This is a genomic window from Cobetia sp. cqz5-12, from assembly GCF_016495405.1.
Taxonomy (GTDB): domain Bacteria; phylum Pseudomonadota; class Gammaproteobacteria; order Pseudomonadales; family Halomonadaceae; genus Cobetia.
This window is the reverse complement of the sequence record NZ_CP044522.1, coordinates 1,955,921-1,974,591: the sequence shown is the minus strand read 5'-3', so window position 1 is coordinate 1,974,591 and position 18,671 is coordinate 1,955,921. Positions and strand designations below refer to the sequence as shown.

Genomic DNA, 18,671 nt, shown 5'->3' with positions numbered 1-18,671 from the left:
GACGCACTGTCACGTCTGCCCACCTGTCGTGTCATGTAGCTTTCAAGACATGCAGATGAGACGATTTTACCACTGGATGACAGCCAGATGGTGACTCGTGACAGGCTTTGCAAGAGATTGCAGCGCGACAGCTGGCCATATACTGTATATAACCCCATGCTTTCGGGCAAACCGCTGCACTGCCCGCCACTTCGACAGGTCGCCATGCAAGCCGCTTCCCTCGACAATCCGCGCTACTACCTGGCCAACTTCGACACCCTGCTCGACTGGGTCTGTCAGTGTCACGCCGATCTGCTGACAGAGGCGGAGCGTGCCACGGTGGACGCCATCACGCGCCTGCCGGACGCCTCGCGTGCCCTGCTGGTCCGCCTGCTGATGCGCAAGGGCGATCATTACGAGGTCACGCAGCTCCACTATGCCGAAATCGGCGACATCGAGGCCGCAAGCCAGCCTTTGATCACACCGATCACCGACAGTGCCTCGCCTGATGGTCTGTGCCGTCTGAACGCTGACCTGAGCCTGGAGGAAATGCTGTCACTTGTGACACTGCCGCGCTTGAAGGACGCCTTCCCCGAGCTGCCAAGAAGCACGCCCAAACGCCGGATGCCGGATGCCCTCAGCGAGCTGCTGGGCGATACCACGCCACGGTCACTGCCCGAGTGGCTGAATGACCCCACCGCCAACACGCTGAGTGTTGGGCTTGGTGAGCTGTCGCGACGCCTGAGCCTGATGTTCTTCGGCAACCTGCGCCAGACTCTGTCGGACTTCGTGCTCAGTGAACTGGGCCTGCTGCGCTGTGAGACGGTCGTGCTTTCGCCAGACTCGCGCGCCTTCACCCAGCGCTGGGAGGTGGATCGTTATCTGGCCCTGGAGCAGCTGCGTGAGGACTGGCAGACGGCCAGGGAGCGTCTGAACCGTGAGACGGCGCATGCTGAACTGGAGCCGCATTGGCAGCGCATCATCTCGGCACTGGACGAGGTGACATCGTCAGAAGGCGACGCGACAGAGGCGAATCGCGCCAATGCCTGGCTGGCACAGCGACGTGACCGGCTGCGTTTCTCGCTGGCGCGCGATGCCGAGCGTCAGGGCTGGCATCACGCAGCCGCACTCCAGTACGCCTGTCTCCAAGACTCCGCCTATGCGCCGCGTGCCATGCCGCGTCGAGTGAGAGCGCTGGAGCTTTCCGGCGATATCAGCGCAGCCCACACACTGGCCAGCGAGCGGTTGGCGCGCGCCGAGACCACGCTGGATGAGCAGCTGGCACTTGAGCGCGCCCTGCCTCGCCTGTGCCGTGGCCTTGGCCTGGCCGCCCCCAGACGCGCCAAGGCGCCGGCCACGCCTCAGATCACCCTTGCGGTGCCGGACCTTGCCACCTCGGCCGCCGCCGGTATCCATGGGGTCGAGCGCGCGGCCGCGCATGCACTGGCCACGCCCGAGGCACCGGTCTTCTATGTCGAGAATGGTCTGCTCCCCGCGCTCTTCACCCTGTTGTGCTGGGACGTACTGTTCGCGCCCTTGCCGGGAGCCTTCTTCCACGCCTTTCATACCGGTCCGGCGGACCTCTACCGCCCTGACTTCGTCAACCGTCGCCAGGCTGCTTTCGAGGACTGCTTCGCGCGCCTGGCCGATGGCCGCTACCGGGAGACGATTCGTGAGCGCCATCATCAGAAACAGGGCATTCAAGCGCCCTTCGTGCATTGGCCACTGTTGAGCGAGGAGCTGCTGTCCCACGCACTGGACTGCATCCCCCCGGCACATCTGGAGGCCTGCTTCCGACACCTGCTGGCCAATCCCCGCGAGCATCGCGCTGGCCTGCCGGACCTGATCCAGTTCTTCCCCGAGAACACCCGCGAGCGTTACAGGATGATCGAGGTCAAGGCACCCACTGACCGCCTGCAGGACAACCAGCGTCAGTGGCTGGCCCTGTTCGCACGCCATGAGATTCCGGCGCTGGAGTGCCGTGTCGAATGGCAGACCGTAAACGCCGCTGATGCGCCCGACGACGAGGCCACGGCACGCAAGGCACCGACTGCGCGATGATCACGGCCGACACCTCAAGCAACGCGCCCGAGCGCTATCGAATCGCGGTACGCGAGCTGTGCGCCTTCGCCGCACGCGAGGGCGATCTGGATCTGCGCTTCACGCCCTCGCCCACCGCTCAACAGGGCATTCGCGGTCATCAGCGCATCGTGCGTCGGCGTGGCAAGGACTACGAAAGCGAGATATCGCTCTCCGGCTGCATCGGCAATCTCGAGATTCGCGGCCGCGCCGATGGCTATGATCCCAGGCGCAACTGTCTCGAGGAGATCAAGACCCACCGTGGTGACCTGTCCCGTCAGCCCGCGAATCACCGCGCCCTGCACTGGGCCCAGGCGCGTGTATACGGTGCCCTGATGTGCCGCAGTCGCGATCTCGAGGGCATCACCCTGGCGCTGGTGTATCTGGATATCGCCGCGGACGCACCAGCCAGCGCTACCAAGGGTGAACCGGAATCCGGCGGTGACTCCATCGGGGCTTCACAGGATGAACAACGCCTGGAAGCCTGGTGGAGCCGCGAGGCGCTGGAAGCGGAGCTTGCACGTCTGGCCGCACGCTTCAGCGAGTTCGCCGACAATGAACTGGCGCATCGCCGCGCCCGTGACAGCGCCCTTGGCACGCTTGCCTTCCCCTGGCCTGCCTGGCGCCCCGGTCAACGTCAGCTGGCCGAGCATGCCTACAAGGCGGTGATGACTGGACGCGAGCTGCTGGCCGAGGCGCCGACCGGCACCGGCAAGACGCTGGCGACGCTGTATCCTGCGCTGCGTGCGATGCCCGCAAGCGGCACGGACAGGCTCTTCTACCTCACCGCCCGCACTCCGGGCCGCGCGCTGGCGCTGGACGCGCTGACCACCCTGAGGCCGGAGATTGTCGAGCACGCGGAATCATCGGACACGCCTGCCGCAGCGCTGCGCATTCTGGAACTCGGCGCGCGCAGCAAGACCTGTGAGCACCCGACTCTCGCCTGTCATGGTGAGTCCTGCCCGCTGGCGCGCGGCTTCCATGATCGCCTGCCCGCGGCGCGCAGCGCCGCGCTTGCCGACCACCAGCCACTGACGCTGGCGACGACACGCCGACACGCCCTGGCCCATGAGATCTGCCCCTACTTTCTCGCCCAGGAGCTCTCGCGCTGGGCGGATGTGATCATCGGGGATCACAACCACTACTTCGACAGTCATGCGCTGCTGTTCGCCCTGACCCAGGCCAATGACTGGCGCTCCGTGGTGCTCGTCGATGAAAGCCACAACCTCATCGAACGCGCCCGCGGCATGTACAGCACCGAACTCGACGCCCGACAGTTCCACTTCCTGCTCAAGCAGTTGAGTCGCACGGGCCATCCGGCCCCGCTGCGCTCGGCCTCCCGCACGCTGGCCCGGCAGTGGCGAGCGCTGGAGCAGCTCGGGCCGGAAAACGGCAGCTCAGGAAATCCAAGCAACGGGAACGGCAGCACCGATGATGGCAGTCAACAGGCACGTCTTGCGCTGGAGACGTTGCCCGGCGACTTCCTCAAGGCGCTGACGCAATGGACGGGCGCGATGGGCGACTGGTTGGCGGAGCCCGACAAGGCCGCAACCGCTCCTGCGGCCAGACAACAGGCAGCGCGAGCCACGGCCACACAAGCCCCCGAACAGCTGGGCCTGATCGCGAGCGATGCCGTTCCCCTGGCCTCAAGCACCACCCCATCAGACTCCAGTCCGACATCCACCGCGGCCAGCCGCCGCCAGCCTGACGTCGAGATGATGGAGGCCTATTTCGCGGCGCTGACGCTCACGCGACTCGCCGAAGGCTTCGGCGATCACTCGCTGTTCGAGGTCGAACTCGCCGCCACTCTCCCTGCGCGGCAGGCAACGCTCACCAGCGATTCAAGCTCACGCACCGGCGCAGCATCGGCTGCAAGAGAAAAAGCAGAAACAGTAGCAGCAGCCCGGCCTCGCAAGCCCCGAGGGCGCAGCGTGCGCCAGATACAACCGCGACTGCGCTGCGTCAGCCCGGCGCCGTGGCTGGCACCCCGCCTGCGCGCCAGCCACGCCACCCTATTGTTCTCGGCCACGCTCAATCCGCCGGCCTATCATCACCGCCTGCTGGGACTGGCGGACAATGCGGTCTGGTTGAGTGTCGATTCGCCGTTCAGGGCGACGCAGGTGCAGGTCAGTCGCCATCGGCTCTCGACCCGCCTGCGGGACCGCGAGGCCTCCTGCCGGCCCATCGCCGAACTGATGGCCCGCCAATACCAGCAGCGCCCGGGCAACTATCTGGCATTCTTCTCGAGCTTCGCCTATCTCGAGCAGGTCGCCAACACCTTGCAACAGCTGACGCCGGAGATTCCCCAATGGCGCCAGACCCGTGCCATGACGGAAGCGGAGCGCACCACCTTCATTCAGCGCTTCACCCCAGACGGCCAGGGCATAGGTTTCGCGGTGCTGGGCGGCGCCTTCGGTGAAGGGATCGATCTGCCCGGCTCGCGTCTGATCGGGGCCTTCATCGCCACCCTGGGGCTGGCCGGCTTCAGCCCGGAGAATGAAGCGCTCAAGCAGCGCCTGGCGCAGTGGCTGGAAAGCGATGCCCTACGTCGTAGCCAGCCGGAACAGATGGAGGGCCCTACGAGCGAGTCTCCCGACGATACCCGTGCACCGCGCCCTGTCATCCAGCCCTTGAATGCCGATGACTGCACCTATCTGTACCCAGGGCTCACCAGAGTGGTGCAGGCCGCAGGCCGCGTGATTCGCAACGAGCAGGATCAGGGCGTGATCCACCTGATCGATGACCGCTTCCTGCGCCCGGAAGTCGCACGGTTGCTGCCGCGCTGGTGGACACCGACGGATTGATGCGGGATGCAAGCGTGACACCAGCACGATGCGCCTTGATGGCACAAAGCCTGCACATCAATGGAGAGTGATGGGGTATTCATTTCGCACTTCATTTCGTTAGCCACCCGCAAGGAAGCCGCACGATGCCAGACAACGACAACGCCCTGTGGGGCGACGACTATCCGCGTGACCTGATCGGTTATGGTGCCAATCCCCCCCATGCCAACTGGCCGGGTGGTGCCAGGATCGCGGTGCAGTTCGTGCTCAACTATGAGGAAGGCGGCGAGAATTGCCTGCTGCACGGTGACAGCGAGAGCGAGAAGTTTCTCTCCGAGATCATCGGAGCCGAGGCCTACCCCGCGCGGCACATGAGCATGGAGTCGATCTACGAATATGGCTCGCGCAGTGGCGTGTGGCGGATTCTGGATGAATTCAAGCGCCGCGAGTTGCCGCTGACGGTCTTCGGCGTCGGCATGGCGCTGGCGCGGCATCCGGAGCTGGTCGCACGCTTCCTGGAGGATGGTCATGAGATCGCCAGTCACGGCTGGCGCTGGATTCATTACCAGCATATGGATGACGCCCATGAGCGCGCCCATCTGGAACGCGCGGTGGAAAGCTATCGCGAGCTGGTCGGTCATGCACCACAGGGCTGGTACACCGGGCGCGACAGCCCCAATACCCGCCGACTGGTGGTGGAGCACGGCGGCTTCACCTACGACAGCGATTACTACGGCGATGACCTGCCGCTATGGATGGAGGTGACCACCGCCAATGGCGAGCAGGTGCCGCATCTCGTCGTCCCCTACACCCTGGATACCAATGACATGCGCTTCGCCAGCGCCCAGGGCTTCAACAACGGCGAAGATTTCTTCCAGTACCTGCGCGATGCCTTCGATGTGCTCTACGCCGAGGGCGACACGGCACCCAAGATGCTCTCCATCGGGTTGCACTGTCGGATCGCCGGACGACCGGGACGCTTCGCGGCACTGAAACGCTTCCTCGATTACGTCCAGTCCCACGACAGGGTATGGATCACCCGTCGCATCGATATCGCCGAGCACTGGCAGCGCGAGCATCCCTATCCCCCCGCCAGCTGACGAACCATCCCTTCAAGCGCCAGCACCAGAAACGCCGCAGCCCTTTCGGGATGCGGCGTTTGTGATTGAATCCAGAGAAGGTCAGCGATCGCACCGTCAAGGCTGCGCCAGTCAGTCTTCCAACATGCAGGCCAATGCCAGCAGGCTCTCATCACGGTCCGGCAGGCCCAGCAATGAGACGCCCCAGGGTGGTGGTGCAGCCTCCTCCGGCAGGCGCGCAGCGTCATCGGTCAGCCACGGTAGACTCAATTGCGGTGCGCCATTCAAGCCGGCCAGTGCGGTGAGTCCCATCAAACGATGACGATAGGCCTCCATCTCCTCGAGGCTTGCGCCCAGCAGCGGTGAGGCGCCCGGCGTGGTGGGCAGCACGAACACCGCCTCGCTGGTGGCCTCCGCCTGGGCATGGGTAGCCGCACTACCATCGTCACAGGCACTCTCTCCGCCCTCATGACTGGCTGCCAGCTGCTGGCGATACCAGCGGCGCACGGTGTCTGCCTTGGCTTCTGCTGCCTGCTCGTCGGCGTCACTCAGGGTCATGCACCATTTGAGACGTGCCGCGATATCAGGATTCAGCTGCGGCCAGTGAGAGTCGGTGCCCTCCTCCGGTGTACTCAACCATGCCTGGTGCGTACGACGAATCTCGCAGCCCTGCAGAATCCGAAAGGCCTCACTGGCCCTCGCCATGAAGGCCTGGCTCAACATGCGCCGCTCGCAGCGAAAACCGAGTGATTCAAGACGACGCGCCAGCGGCCCCAGCAATCGCTGATAAGGCCCCGCCGCCAGTCCTTCCGGCACCAGCAGGATGAGTCTCGCCGGCAGACGAGTCGCTGTCGTTGGTGGCATCAACACCTCACTGACCTGTGTCAGCGTCGCGAGATCCCGCGCCATCCAGCCGATGGTATCGAAGCGCGGCGCCAGCGGCTTGAGGCCTGACATGTCAATGCGGCCATGGGTCGGCCGCAGCCCATAGAGCCCACAGTAGCTGGACGGCACGCGGATGGAGCCACCGGTATCGGTTCCCAGCCCGATCTCCGCCTCACCGCGCGCCACCGCTACGGCAGAGCCTACGCTTGAGCCTCCCGGCAACCTCAGCGGCGCACGCGGGTTCTGCGGCGTGCCACAATGGGCATTGGTGCCGTTGAGGCTGTAGGCCAGCTCATCGGTAGTGGTGCGCGCCCGATAATCGGCCCCTGCCTTCTGAAGCGCCAACACGCTGGGCGCCGTCTCCCGCTCGATGGGGGCGCTTGCCAGCAGGTCAGGATTGCCCTGTCCGGTGCGCTCGCCTTTGACCCCGAACAGGTCCTTCACCACCAGCCGCTTGCCATTGAGAGGCCCCTCTCCCTTCGGCCCCGAGAAACACGCAGGTGATACATAGATACGCTTGTCCACTGGGACCGACTCCTTTCGACACATGGGGATCTTTCATTGATACGGGACGCCATCAAAGCACCGCGCCGAGGAACTGGCGCAACTCTTCCGTGGCCGGGTTAGCAAACAGCGTCGCGGGGTCGCCTGATTCATGCACGCGCCCCTGATGCATGAAGATCACGCGATCCCCCACATCGCGGGCGAAATTCATCTCGTGGGTCACCAGAATCAACGTCATGCCCTCACGCTTGAGCTGCTCCAGCACCTTGAGCACATCGCCGACCAGCTCCGGGGCCAGCGCCGAGGTGATCTCGTCACACAGCAACACCTTGGGGTGCATCGCCAGGGCGCGCGCGATCGCCACCCGCTGCTGCTGGCCACCGGAGAGCTGGCTCGGCCAGGCATCGAATTTCTCCCCCAGCCCGACCTTGGCCAGCATCTCGCGGGCCTCGCGCTCCGCGACATCCCGTGCAACGCCCTTGACCAGCATCGGCGCCAGCATCACGTTCTCGCCGACGCGCTTGTGGGGGAACAGATTGAAGCTCTGGAACACCATGCCGACATCCTGCGCCAGAGCGGCGGCGTCCATCTCGCTACCGTCCAGCAGATTGCCGGCGACGTGGATGCTACCGCCGTCATGCTGTTCCAGCTGGTTGATACAGCGCAGCAAGGTGCTCTTGCCGGAGCCGCTGCGACCGATGATCGACACCACCTCGCCCGGGCGCACTTCAAGATCGATGCCCTTGAGCACCGTCAGATCGCCGAAGGACTTGGTGAGCGCCGACAGGCTGACCAACGGCGCCTTTGCCTTCTCGGAGACGGCAGCACTCTCGGTGACCGAGGAATCGGATGAGACGGTGTCCAGCGGGGAAACTTCAGCGAGCAGTGACATTGAGACGTGCCTCCAGGTGGCGAGCCAGCCGCGAGAGCGGATAGCACATGGCGAAATACAGCAACGCGACCAGCGCAAAGACGGTGAAGGGTTCCAGGGTGGCGTTGTTGAGCATGGTGCCGGCCTTGGTCAGTTCGACGAAGCCGATCACCGAGGCAAGCGCGGTGCCCTTGATGATCTGCACCGAGAAACCGACGGTCGGTGCGATGGCCATGCGCAGCGCCTGCGGCAGGATGATGTGACGCATGGTCTTCAGATAACCGAGCCCCAGCACTCGCGCCCCTTCCCACTGCCCCTTGGGCACCGCCTCGACACAGCCACGCCAGATGTCATGCAGGAAGGCACTGCTGAACAGCGTCAGCGCGACCGCCGCCGCCGTCCAGGCCGAGACATCCAGCCCGAAGACCGCCACGCCGAAGAAGGCCAGGAACAGCTGCATCAACAGCGGCGTGCCCTGGAACAGCTCCGTATAGAGGCGACAGAAGAGTGCCGCCCCCGGCCAACGAGTCAGACGCAGAAAGGTCAGCGCCAGCCCCACCAGACTGCCGCCGATGAAGGCGATCAGAGACAGCGCCAGCGTCCAGCGCGCCGCCAGCAGCAGGTTGCGCAGAATGTCCCACAGTGTGAAGTCGATCATGAGTGGGCCTCTCTCAGCACATGGGAAGACAGACGGCGGCGCGGGGCTGGCGTCAGATGGCGAAAGCCGAACAGACGACGCCCGATGCGGTTGAGCAAGGCGCGCATCGCGATGGCCAGCAGCAGGTACATGCCTGCCGTCACCACGTAGCTCTCGAAACTCAGGAAAGTACGCGACTGGATGAAGTTGGCCGCGAAGGTCAGGTCCGCCACGCTGATCTGGGAGACCACGGCGGAGCCCAGCATCACGATCACGCACTGGCTGGTCAGCGCCGGATACATGCGTTCCAGCGCCGGCATCAGCACCACATGGCGATAGCGCTGCCAGGGCGTGAGACCCAGCGCACGCCCGGCCTCCCACTGGCCGCGACCGGTGGCATCGACACCGGCACGCAGTATCTCGCTGCTGTAGGCGGCAAGGTTCAAAGTCATCGCGATCACCGCGGCCATCTCGGCGCTGAGTGACAGCCCCAGCGCCGGCAGGCCGAAGAAGATGAAGAACAGCTGGACGATGAAGGGCGTGTTGCGCAGCAGCTCCACCAGCATGCCCAGCAGCCGGCTGAAGAGGCTGGTCGGTGCTCGATGGCGCTGCCAGACACACAGCACTGCACCGAGTATCCCCAGCGTGGTGGTCAGAGTGGTCAACCAGACCGTCGTCATCAGCCCGGCCAGCAGGTCGGGCAGATACGGCAGCAGGCGCGAGAAATCCGGAAGATAGTTCATCGATCAAGCCTCACGGGCAAAGGGAGTCAGGCGTGCGACGTCTCGATTCAGGCATCCAGTGGCGGCAGCGGCGCCTTGAACCAGGTCTCGGAGAGCGCATTGAGCGTGCCGTCCTCGATCCCCTGGGCGATCAACTCGTTCACGCGCGCCTTGAGCGCCGGCGTGTCATGCCGCATGCCCACATAGCAGGGAGAATTCTTGAGCGGCAGCACGCTGACCGGCACGCGGGAGGGATTGCGTTCGGCGATGGCGGCGGTGACCAGGTTGCCGGTAGCGATCATCTCGACCTGACCTGACAGGAAGGCCGACAAGGTCGTGTTGTTGTCTTCGAAGCGCTTCACGGTGGTCGATTCCGGCACCACCTTGCTGAGCTCCATGTCTTCCACAGAGCCACGTGTCACGCCGATGGTCTTCTCGCTCAGTCCTTGCGCGGAATCCACCTCACTGCCCTTCTCGCCGAACACGCCGAGGAAGAACGGCGCATAGGCATCCGAGAAATCGATCGCCTTCTCACGCTCCGGATTCTTGCCCAGGCTAGAGATCACCAGATCGACCTTGCGGGTCTGCAGGTAAGGGATGCGGTTGGCCGAGGTGACCGGTACCAGCTCAAGCTTCACGTTCATCTCATCCGCCAGATAGCGCGCCATGTCGATATCGTAGCCACGCGGCTTGAGGTCAGGCCCGACCGAGCCGAACGGCGGGAAGTCCTGGGGCACCGCCACTTTCAGCACTCCGCTATCGGTGATGTCACTCAGTGCATCCGCGTGTGCACTCAAGGCGGTGGACGCCAACGTGCCCCACAAGGCCAGCAATATTCCCTTGCGCACCCAGTTGCCAAGACGCTGCTTGTTGTCTGCCTGTGTAGCGCGCTGCTGGGCCTTGCTCTCGTGACGCTTGCTCATCGGTCGACTCCGGTATCCGTCATGCCAGGCGCTGATGCGAGGACGACTCGTCATGCACCTGGTGCCTTGCGGCAGTTGATTGTTGTTGGTTGTTGATCGTTCCGCCGTGCTTCTTGCCGAATGTCTCGCCGAGTCAGTTCCAGTGACTCCTTGTCGCATTCGTCTTCAGAACCTGACCAATGAAACAAGTGATTCCCTTATCAATCTTTGCAACAGGTGTGCCAAAGACTCCCGCCTGGTGCTCCGTCAAGGTAATCGAGTTCCAGTCAGCGCAGAGGTGCCGGCGGCTCACACGCCTGAGCACGCGCTTGAGCACTGGCCTGAAAGCAAGACAGGCGAGTAGTAACGAGAAGAAGCGAGACACGTCAGGGGAGAGTCGAAATCGAGGATGACGCCCTCGCCTGGCGGCGAGATCAGAGCGTAAACAACGGTGAGATGGCAGCAGATGGTGCAGCCCGAGAGGGGCATGCGCCCTGCGGGTGCGCAGAGCGCGGTGGGTAGAATCGGGCCGCCACACAGGTCAGAGGCAAGGCAGACGACCCGAAGGAATAGAGAGGGAGAAAGGAAAGGCAGGGGCACTGCAAGCTGGACGATCAGCCGTCGCCCAGTTCTTCCAGCGTATCGAAGGTATCCGTCACGCGGCGTATCTGGCTGCGTCCGCCGACGAGATCATCATGCAGCAGCCGCGTGGCCAGCAGATTGATCTGACTCATAGCCGCGGCGTAGCTGTCGAAGGCACTGACGCTGTCCAACGGGCAACGCAGGACATGCTCGATACCGGCGGGGATGATGCCAAGGCTGTCATCGCAGACCAGCAGCACCGTGCAGGGGGCCTGCCCCAGCCATTCAAGCAATCGCGCCAAGCCCTGCGGGCGCCGGCGCATGGCGAATACCACCACGGCATCCTCGCTACCCAGTCGCGCGACCTCCTCGCCGAGTGATTGGCCAGGCTGCGGCAGCACCGCCACCTGCGCCCGTAGCTGCAGCAATTGCTGGCGCAGATGCAGCGCCAGAGGATAGGCATTGCGAAAGCCGATGATCTGCAGCCGCTCGGCCTTGGCCAGAGCGCTGCTCAAGGCCTCCATGTCGAGCATGTCCAGCGCCGCCAGCGCCTGACGCAGGTTGCGACACTCCTGCTCATAGTGACGCTGGTGATGGTCTGCCGTCGGCGCTGCCGCCACCGGCACGCCAGATTGACGCAGACTGCGTGCCTGATCCCGCGCCTCACGGAAATCCTGATAGCCGAGGCGTCGGAACAGGCGGCTGACCGTCGCCTTGGAGACGTCGGTCAGGCGTGACAGTTCCGCGGCGTTGTATAGCGCCAGTTCATCCTGATGCGCGAGCAGAAAGCGCGCGATGCGCTGCTCATTCGGGGTGAGCTCCTCAAGCGAACGGGTCAGGCGTTGATGCAGACTCAGGCTCTTCCTGCCTTGCCCTGCGGCATGGCGAGCGGGACTGGTGGCAAGACTGACAGTGTCGTCGGGGGCAGGCGCTTCCCCCTCCGGGTGCACTACCCGGGATTCACCGTACACGTCAGCCTCGGAGGGCGCGCTGTGATCTATGGGCGCTCGTGGCATGAAGACACACTCCTGAAAAGATTCTGCGTGAGCGCAGAGCAACGATTGCATCAACGATTGCATCAAGACAGTGCAAAGCCTGGGCCAGGTGCTGACTGACAGTGCATAGACGAAAGGCGTAGCCCTCGCGATGAGCGCTTTTTCCTCATCCTGAACGCCTCTGACGCCCTAAAGCGCTGCACGACGCCAACCATCCGCACCGCGCGACAGATACAAGCGACTGTTTTTACTGTTCATCACATCAAACCGGCACGCAAGCCGCTTCATCAAGAGTAGCCAGCCGACAGGTCATACGCCGCGCAGTAACGCCAACGACCCTTGCCGGACTGCAATATTCCCGATAAAGCGCTCGCGATGCGCAAGGAGCATTCTCATGGCCACCTCAACGATGACTGCCCTCCTCGATACCTGCCGAGCCATGACAGCCAAGGTCACGACACAGACATTCACCCTCTTGCCGCGCTCCAGCAGCGCCACCCAGGATGTCGCCAATGCCCAGTCCGCTCAATTGCTGGGCGTGATGGCGATGGGCTACGAGGCACCGCCGCTGAGTCTGAAAGCAACGGCGGTCTCCACGACGCATTCACCGACCCACGACACGCGCAGCCAGGCTGACATTGCCGCCTCAGCCGTGGCGGCCCAGACCTCAGCCGAGACATACACTCCGACTTCGACCTCGACAGCATCGCCCATCGCGCAGCAGAAAGCCGTCTTCAACCCTGACATCAACCACAAGGCTCACGCTGACTGGGAGGCGATGCACCGCCACCACACCCTGCTGCGTCAGAGCATGACGCGTCGAGGAATGCTGGCATGAGTGTCTATACCATCGGCATGGAATGCGGCATGCACATACCGCTGGAGAACAGCATCGCCCTCGCCCCGGCGCCTCGCATCAAGCTGGAGCTGACCGCCGGCCAGCACGCTGGCGAGTACCTGAGCATGATGTCAGGAGCCATCCAGCCGCTGACGGATAGCGACGATGCGTTGCTGAAAAGCCTGGAGGCGCAGCTGCCGCGCCGCAGCCTGATCTGGACGGCGCGCGGGATCACCGAGGTCGGGCGTGGCTGGCGTTGGCAGTCATCGCCCGGCCATCCCCAGGCGCCCTGGCTGGACGCCGTGCATCACAGCTGGCCAAGTCATGCGCCGCGCTGGCTGCGCAAGGCGCCGGTGGTGGTAGTCACCGCCGATGCGCTGCCACTGGCCAACCGCACTCGCCACCAACGTGACCTCGCCCGGCTGTGGGCAAGCGCCGACGCCGCGCTGATCTATCTGGCCGACGATGCCCGCGATGGTTGGCAGATGCATCAACACTGTGACATCTCTCAACTGGAGAAAGCCGAACTATCTGGGGCCAAGCAGGAGGAGGATGCCGTGCTGGATCGCGATCCTGGCATGCCGTTGGAGATGGCAAGCTGACCGCCTGACGGCCCTTTCCTTCGCTCTTTCTAGAACGACTCCAGACTCAAGAACCAACAACCAAAAAGCCCGTCCCGAAATCCGGGGCGGGCTTTTTGGTGTGCAGCAAGTCACTGACGACACACAACTGACAACAGGCGACTGACAGAGGGCTGAGCCCGCCGAATCAAGCGCTCAACCGCTCATGCCGCTCATGCCGCTCATGCCTGTCTCGGGCACAGACCATCACATAGCGTGCTGGCCACGAAATCCGCCAGTTGCTCCCAGTCTTCATCGCTCTGCGGTGCTCCCCCCAGCTGATCGATCTGGGCGGCGAAATCCGCGTAATGCTGAGTGGTGGACCAGATGAGGTAGATCACCCACATCGGTTCCGCCTCACGCAGCTTGCCCGCTGCCATCCAGGCCTTCATCACATCGCAGCGCGCCTGCACCCAGTCACGCAGGTCGCCACTGAGATAATCGCGCAGGAAAGGCGCCCCGCTGATCACCTCCGCCGCGAACAGACGCGAGGCCTGCGGCGCCTGGCGCGCCAGCTTGAGCTTGACGCGCACCAGCGCCTCCAGCACCTCACGCGGCTCATCGTCGGGCGAGATATCCTCGAGCGAGGCATTCCAGCGCGTCAGGGTCTGCTCCAGCAGGTGAACGTAGAGCTTCTCCTTGGAACCGAAGTAATAGAGCAGATTGGCCTTGGGCAACTCGGCCACTTCCGCAATCTGCTTCAAGGTGCTGCCGCGATAACCGTGACAGGCGAATACGCATTCGGCGGCCTCGAGAATACGGCTCTCGGCTTGCTCACGCGGCGAGCTGGCAGGCGGCACGCTCAATTCCGCGCTACGGGTACGACGGACTTCAGCGTAAAGGGAAGAAGGAGAATCCGCGGGCATCGGCATCACTCATCAAGTCAGAAAAAAGCATACGAGTCTCTTGGCGACAGCCCCCTGTCTGTCTCACTCGCCTGTCAGCGGCGATGTGCGCAAGCAGGAGGCTCTGGTCAAGCGACTATCACGTGGCGTTGGAACAGCAGTGAAAACAGCCCGTTGAGACATCGGTGAACAAAATACCACAACATGCACTGACCATTTGGTCAGATTCTTGCAGGAATCACAATACGACCTGTTACATTGATAGAGACAACAGCCTGCAGACCAACGCTCGCCGCCTGGATACAACAGGCCCGCTGGCAAGACAGAACAAGCCCGCTGACAGGGCAGCACAAGGACTTGAGTGTTGGAAACACGCTGTACGCAACAAGGCACCACAATGACAATACGACCTGACAGGATGCCCGCATGATCGACTTCACCTTGAACGGGCGCGCGTGCCGACTGCCCTCACCTGCACCGGGAACGAGCGTACTCGAAGTGCTGCGCACCTCACTTGGGCAAGACGGCACCAAGGAAGGCTGTGCCTCCGGCGACTGCGGCGCCTGCACCATTGCCTTGCAGGGGCCGGGCCACAATGTGAGCACCGCCAATGCCTGCCTGATGCCCGCCCACCAGCTGGCCGGCTGCGACTTGATCACCGTCGAGGGGCTGGCGGATGCCAGCCAAGCGTCATCGCTCTCGGCAGTGCAGCAGGCATTGGTCAGCACCCATGCCAGCCAGTGCGGTTTCTGCACCCCGGGCATCTCCATGAGCCTTGCGGTGCTGCATGCCCGTCATCAGCGCCAGATCGATCAGGGCGAAGTGATCGATGCCAGACAACGCGACACCATGATCGACCATGCACTGGGCGGCAACCTGTGTCGTTGCACCGGCTATCGCCCGATCCGCGAGGCCGCTCACCGCCTGCTGCAAGGCGAATTCGGGCCAGCCAGCCTGCAGGACGCTGGCGTCAGCACGGTGGAAGCGCACGACACTGCTCCTGATGACGAGCCAGACACCGGCCGCTTCTATCGTCCTGTCACCTTGCAGGCCCTGCTGGCACTGCGCGCCGAGCGCCCGGATGCCGCGTTGATCGCCGGCGGCACGGATCTGATGCTGGAATACACCCAGCGCCTGCGCGACTTCCCGGCCTTGATCGACACCACCCGGGTCGCGGCGCTTGGCAAGATAGAGGAAGGCGAGCACGCCGGTCAGGCGGGCTGGTGGATCGGAGCCGCGGTCAGCTATCACCAACTGATGCCACTACTGCGGGAACATTACCCGGATGGCGCGGAGTTGCTCACGCGACTGGGCAGTGAACAGATCCGCCACCGTGGCACCCTGGGCGGCAATATCGGCAATGCCTCGCCCATCGGTGACATGCCGCCACTGCTGATCGCACTGGACGCCTATATCCAGCTGATGAGCCAGGACAATGAGCGCATCCTGAAGCTCGAGGACTACTTCCTCGACTACAAGCGTACTCAGCTGATGCCGGACGAGATCATCCACTCCGTCTTCCTGCCACGGCCGGTTCACAATCAGCGGCTGGCGGTGCACAAGCTGTCCAAGCGGCGTGACGATGACATCTCCACCCTGCTCGGCGTCTTCGCCTGGCGGCGGGATGCCAGCGGGCGGGCGCAGCACTGGCGGGTGGCCTTCGGCGGCATGGCCGGGGTTCCGGCCCGCGCCCCGCACCTGGAAGCACTGCTGACGCTGCAAGCGCTGGAATCTCTCACTCCCGCCAGGCTGACGGCGCAGACTCGCCAGCAGATCGAACAGGCGGTGCAGGCCGATTTCTCACCGCTCAGTGACGTGCGCGGCTCACGCGAGTATCGCCTGCTGGCCGCCAGCCATCTGATTCCCCGCGTGGCCCAACGCATCCTGAATGAGCGCCAGCCCACGACCTCCCACACGCCACTGGAGAGCCTCGATGCGTACCTTGCACAGTCTTGAGTCCGACGCCAGCGCCGCGCCGGCCACCCCCGTTCTCCAGTCGCGTCAGCATGAAAGCGCCCAGCGTCATGTCAGCGGCTCGGCGCGTTACGTGGATGACCTGCCACTGCCCACCGGCACGTTGCATCTGGCGATCGGCATGAGCGAGGTCGCCCACGCCACCCTGGATGCGCTGGATCTCGAGGCGGTGCGCCGTGCCCCCGGCGTGGTCTGCGTGCTCAGCGCCGCCGACATCCCCGGTCACAGCGATGTGGGGCCGGTCTTCCCCGGCGACCCGCTGCTGGTCAGTGACATCATCAGCCATCATGGTCAAGCGCTGTTCGTGGTCGCCGCCGACAGCGAGCGCGCGGCACGTCAGGCGGCGCGACTGGCCAAGGTCGCCACCACGCCCCTGCCGGTGTGCCTGGACCCGCGCGAGGCGGCCAGCCGCGGTGATCTGGTGCGCCCGACCCACACCCAGGCGCGGCTTGCCAATGGCCGCGCCGGCGATCTCGACAGCATCAGCACCAAGCTCGCCAAATCCGCCTGGCAATTGAGCGGTGAACTGGAAAGCGGCGGCCAGGAACACTTCTATCTGGAGAGCCAGGCCGCACTGGCCTTGCCGGGTGAGGACGACGAGATGCTGGTGCACAGCTCCTCCCAGCACCCCAGTGAAGTCCAGAAGCTGATTGCCGAGGTGCTCGGCGTGCCCTTCCACGCCATCACGGTGGAGACCCGTCGCATGGGGGGCGGCTTCGGCGGCAAGGAAACCCAGGCCGCGCCGGTGGCCTGTCTGGCCGCGATGGTCGCTCGGCGCACCGGCCGCGCGGCACGCCTGCGTCTGGCACGTGGCGATGACATGCGTCTGACCGGCAAGCGCCACCCTTTCCACCATCGCTATGAATTCGGCGTCGATGACAGCGGGCGCATCGAGTCCGCCATCATCGAGCTGACCGGCGACTGCGGTCACTCGCCGGATCTTTCGGATGCCATCGTCGATCGCGCCATGTTCCATGCCGACAACGCCTACTATCTGGGCAATGCCCACGTGCGCGGCATTCGCGCACGCACCAATGTGGCGTCCAATACCGCCTTCCGCGGTTTTGGCGGTCCTCAGGGCATGTTGGCGGTCGAGTCCGCGATGGAGGATATCGCCCGACGTCTGGGACGTGACCCGCTGGAGATCCGCAAGCGTAACCTCTACTGCGAAGGCCGTGAGACGACGCACTATGGGCAACACGTCAATCAGCACCCGCTGCTGGCGACCCTGATCGATCAGCTCGAGGAAAGCGGCCGCTACTGGGCGCGCCGCGCCGAGATACGCGCCTTCAATGCCGCCAACCCGGTGGTAAGGAAGGGGCTGGCGCTGACTCCGGTCAAGTTCGGCATCTCCTTCACCGCCAAGCACCTCAATCAGGCAGGCGCCCTGGTGCATGTCTACACCGATGGCAGTGTGCAGGTGAATCACGGCGGCACCGAGATGGGCCAGGGCCTGCACACCAAGATCACCCAGGTCGCGGCGCGCGAATTGGGGCTGGCCGTGGACAAGGTACGTATCACCGCCACCCGCACCGACAAGGTGCCCAACACCTCGCCGACGGCGGCAAGCTCCGGGGCGGATCTCAACGGCATGGCGACGCGTGATGCCTGCCTGCGCCTCAAGATGCGCCTGCTCGACTTCGCCGCCGAGCATCTCGCCCAGCCACGCGTCAGTCTGAGCCTCACGGATGGCGAGCTGCATGGCCCGAGTGGTGTGCTGATGACCTGGGGCGAGCTGATCCAGGCGGCATATCTGGAACGCATCTCACTGTCCGAGAAGGGCTTCTATGCCACCCCGGATATCCATTACGATCGCGCCAGCGGCACCGGACACCCCTTCTACTATTACGCCTTCGGGGCGGCACTGTGCGAAGTGGTCGTCGATACGCTGAGTGGCGAATACCGCCTGGAAAGCGCCGAGATCCTGCATGATGTCGGTGATTCGCTCAATCCGGCCATCGACATCGGCCAGATCGAGGGCGGCTTCGTGCAGGGCATGGGCTGGCTGACGACGGAGGAGCTCAAGTGGCACGAGGATGGCCGCCTGCTCACCGATGGCCCGGCGACCTACAAGATTCCGGCGATCAGTGACGTGCCGGCCGGCGCGCTCAAGGTGCGCTTGCTGGAGGGGCACCCCAATTCAGCCGCCAGCATCTATCGCTCCAAGGCAGTCGGTGAGCCGCCCTTCATGCTCGCCATCAGCGTGTGGGCGGCGCTGCGCGATGCGCTGGCCTCGCTGACCGACTACCGCCGTGCGGTGCGCCTGGATACCCCGGCCACGCCGGAGCGGGTGATGCTGGCGGCGCGCGAACAGCGTGACTGGCAGGAGCAGCACGCCACTGCTGGCGCAGAGCCAACGCAGGTGCCGTCATGACT

Annotated in this window: 14 protein-coding genes; 7 read left to right on the top strand and 7 right to left on the bottom strand. The window is 64.2% G+C overall.

The genetic code is table 11. The features are described from left to right. The first annotated feature begins 204 nt into the window (after window positions 1-204). The 3 genes from F8A90_RS08425 (at window position 205) to puuE (ending at window position 5,941) form a co-directional block, all read left to right on the top strand. On the top strand, window positions 205-2,040 hold the full coding sequence (locus F8A90_RS08425) for a VRR-NUC domain-containing protein (protein WP_233593611.1): 1,836 nt from the start codon (window positions 205-207) through the stop codon (window positions 2,038-2,040). Continuing rightward, window positions 2,037-4,862 (top strand): ATP-dependent DNA helicase, encoded by a 2,826-nt coding sequence (locus tag F8A90_RS17560; RefSeq protein WP_233593610.1) that lies wholly within the window; start codon window positions 2,037-2,039, stop codon window positions 4,860-4,862. Before F8A90_RS08425 ends, F8A90_RS17560 begins: the two co-directional genes overlap by 4 nt. 125 nt (window positions 4,863-4,987) lie before the next feature. Then, window positions 4,988-5,941, top strand: coding sequence for an allantoinase PuuE (puuE, locus tag F8A90_RS08415; protein WP_200019746.1), 954 nt, complete (start codon window positions 4,988-4,990; stop codon window positions 5,939-5,941). Between the two features lie 111 nt (window positions 5,942-6,052). On the opposite strand, the gene F8A90_RS08410 is transcribed toward puuE, so the two are convergent. The 6 genes from F8A90_RS08410 to F8A90_RS08385 all read right to left on the bottom strand — a co-directional run bounded on the left by F8A90_RS08410 (window position 6,053) and on the right by F8A90_RS08385 (window position 12,039). Then, complete coding sequence (locus F8A90_RS08410) at window positions 6,053-7,330, bottom strand: amidase family protein (protein WP_233593609.1); 1,278 nt, start codon at window positions 7,328-7,330, stop codon at window positions 6,053-6,055. 52 nt (window positions 7,331-7,382) lie between these two features. Further along, on the bottom strand, window positions 7,383-8,201 hold the full coding sequence (locus F8A90_RS08405; protein WP_200019744.1) for an amino acid ABC transporter ATP-binding protein: 819 nt from the start codon (window positions 8,199-8,201) through the stop codon (window positions 7,383-7,385). Next, window positions 8,185-8,838 (bottom strand): amino acid ABC transporter permease, encoded by a 654-nt coding sequence (locus F8A90_RS08400; RefSeq protein WP_077376658.1) that lies wholly within the window; start codon window positions 8,836-8,838, stop codon window positions 8,185-8,187. The genes F8A90_RS08405 and F8A90_RS08400 overlap by 17 nt, the downstream gene beginning before the upstream one ends. Further along, a complete protein-coding gene (locus tag F8A90_RS08395) occupies window positions 8,835-9,560 on the bottom strand; it encodes an amino acid ABC transporter permease (RefSeq protein ID WP_200019743.1) in 726 nt (241 codons plus the stop codon). The genes F8A90_RS08400 and F8A90_RS08395 overlap by 4 nt, the downstream gene beginning before the upstream one ends. Window positions 9,561-9,607: 47 nt before the next feature. After that, complete coding sequence (locus tag F8A90_RS08390) at window positions 9,608-10,462, bottom strand: transporter substrate-binding domain-containing protein (RefSeq protein ID WP_200019742.1); 855 nt, start codon at window positions 10,460-10,462, stop codon at window positions 9,608-9,610. A gap of 593 nt (window positions 10,463-11,055) precedes the next feature. Further along, entirely contained in the window at window positions 11,056-12,039 is a 984-nt protein-coding gene (locus tag F8A90_RS08385; RefSeq protein WP_200019741.1) for a MurR/RpiR family transcriptional regulator, read from the bottom strand. 373 nt (window positions 12,040-12,412) lie between these two features. On the opposite strand from F8A90_RS08385, the gene F8A90_RS08380 reads away from it, so the two are divergent. Both F8A90_RS08380 and F8A90_RS08375 read left to right on the top strand, forming a co-directional pair. After that, window positions 12,413-12,856 (top strand): hypothetical protein, encoded by a 444-nt coding sequence (locus F8A90_RS08380; protein ID WP_200019740.1) that lies wholly within the window; start codon window positions 12,413-12,415, stop codon window positions 12,854-12,856. Further along, window positions 12,853-13,458 carry a hypothetical protein gene (locus F8A90_RS08375; RefSeq protein WP_200019739.1) on the top strand — a complete coding sequence of 202 codons (606 nt, stop codon included), beginning with the start codon at window positions 12,853-12,855 and terminating at the stop codon, window positions 13,456-13,458. The genes F8A90_RS08380 and F8A90_RS08375 overlap by 4 nt, the downstream gene beginning before the upstream one ends. A 200-nt stretch (window positions 13,459-13,658) precedes the next feature. Here the strand turns inward: F8A90_RS08375 and F8A90_RS08370 are convergent, their stop codons facing one another. Further along, window positions 13,659-14,342, bottom strand: a complete 684-nt coding sequence (locus tag F8A90_RS08370) for a TetR family transcriptional regulator C-terminal domain-containing protein (protein ID WP_200019738.1) — start codon at window positions 14,340-14,342, stop codon at window positions 13,659-13,661. 405 nt (window positions 14,343-14,747) lie between these two features. Here F8A90_RS08370 and F8A90_RS08365 point away from each other — a divergent pair, with 405 nt between their 5' ends. Then, entirely contained in the window at window positions 14,748-16,277 is a 1,530-nt protein-coding gene (locus F8A90_RS08365; protein ID WP_200019737.1) for a xanthine dehydrogenase small subunit, read from the top strand. Then, window positions 16,255-18,669 (top strand): xanthine dehydrogenase molybdopterin binding subunit, encoded by a 2,415-nt coding sequence (gene xdhB / locus F8A90_RS08360; protein WP_200019736.1) that lies wholly within the window; start codon window positions 16,255-16,257, stop codon window positions 18,667-18,669. The genes F8A90_RS08365 and xdhB overlap by 23 nt, the downstream gene beginning before the upstream one ends. Window positions 18,670-18,671 lie beyond the last annotated feature (2 nt).

Coding starts and splice junctions, on each gene's coding strand:
- F8A90_RS08370 (WP_200019738.1), bottom strand. CDS start 14,342: ATGCCCGCGGATTCTCCTTCTTCCCTTTACGCTGAAGTCCGTCGTACC.
- F8A90_RS08365 (WP_200019737.1), top strand. CDS start 14,748: ATGATCGACTTCACCTTGAACGGGCGCGCGTGCCGACTGCCCTCACCT.
- F8A90_RS08385 (WP_200019741.1), bottom strand. CDS start 12,039: ATGCCACGAGCGCCCATAGATCACAGCGCGCCCTCCGAGGCTGACGTG.
- F8A90_RS08380 (WP_200019740.1), top strand. CDS start 12,413: ATGGCCACCTCAACGATGACTGCCCTCCTCGATACCTGCCGAGCCATG.
- xdhB (WP_200019736.1), top strand. CDS start 16,255: ATGCGTACCTTGCACAGTCTTGAGTCCGACGCCAGCGCCGCGCCGGCC.
- puuE (WP_200019746.1), top strand. CDS start 4,988: ATGCCAGACAACGACAACGCCCTGTGGGGCGACGACTATCCGCGTGAC.
- F8A90_RS08395 (WP_200019743.1), bottom strand. CDS start 9,560: ATGAACTATCTTCCGGATTTCTCGCGCCTGCTGCCGTATCTGCCCGAC.
- F8A90_RS17560 (WP_233593610.1), top strand. CDS start 2,037: ATGATCACGGCCGACACCTCAAGCAACGCGCCCGAGCGCTATCGAATC.
- F8A90_RS08405 (WP_200019744.1), bottom strand. CDS start 8,201: ATGTCACTGCTCGCTGAAGTTTCCCCGCTGGACACCGTCTCATCCGAT.
- F8A90_RS08400 (WP_077376658.1), bottom strand. CDS start 8,838: ATGATCGACTTCACACTGTGGGACATTCTGCGCAACCTGCTGCTGGCG.
- F8A90_RS08390 (WP_200019742.1), bottom strand. CDS start 10,462: ATGAGCAAGCGTCACGAGAGCAAGGCCCAGCAGCGCGCTACACAGGCA.
- F8A90_RS08375 (WP_200019739.1), top strand. CDS start 12,853: ATGAGTGTCTATACCATCGGCATGGAATGCGGCATGCACATACCGCTG.
- F8A90_RS08425 (WP_233593611.1), top strand. CDS start 205: ATGCAAGCCGCTTCCCTCGACAATCCGCGCTACTACCTGGCCAACTTC.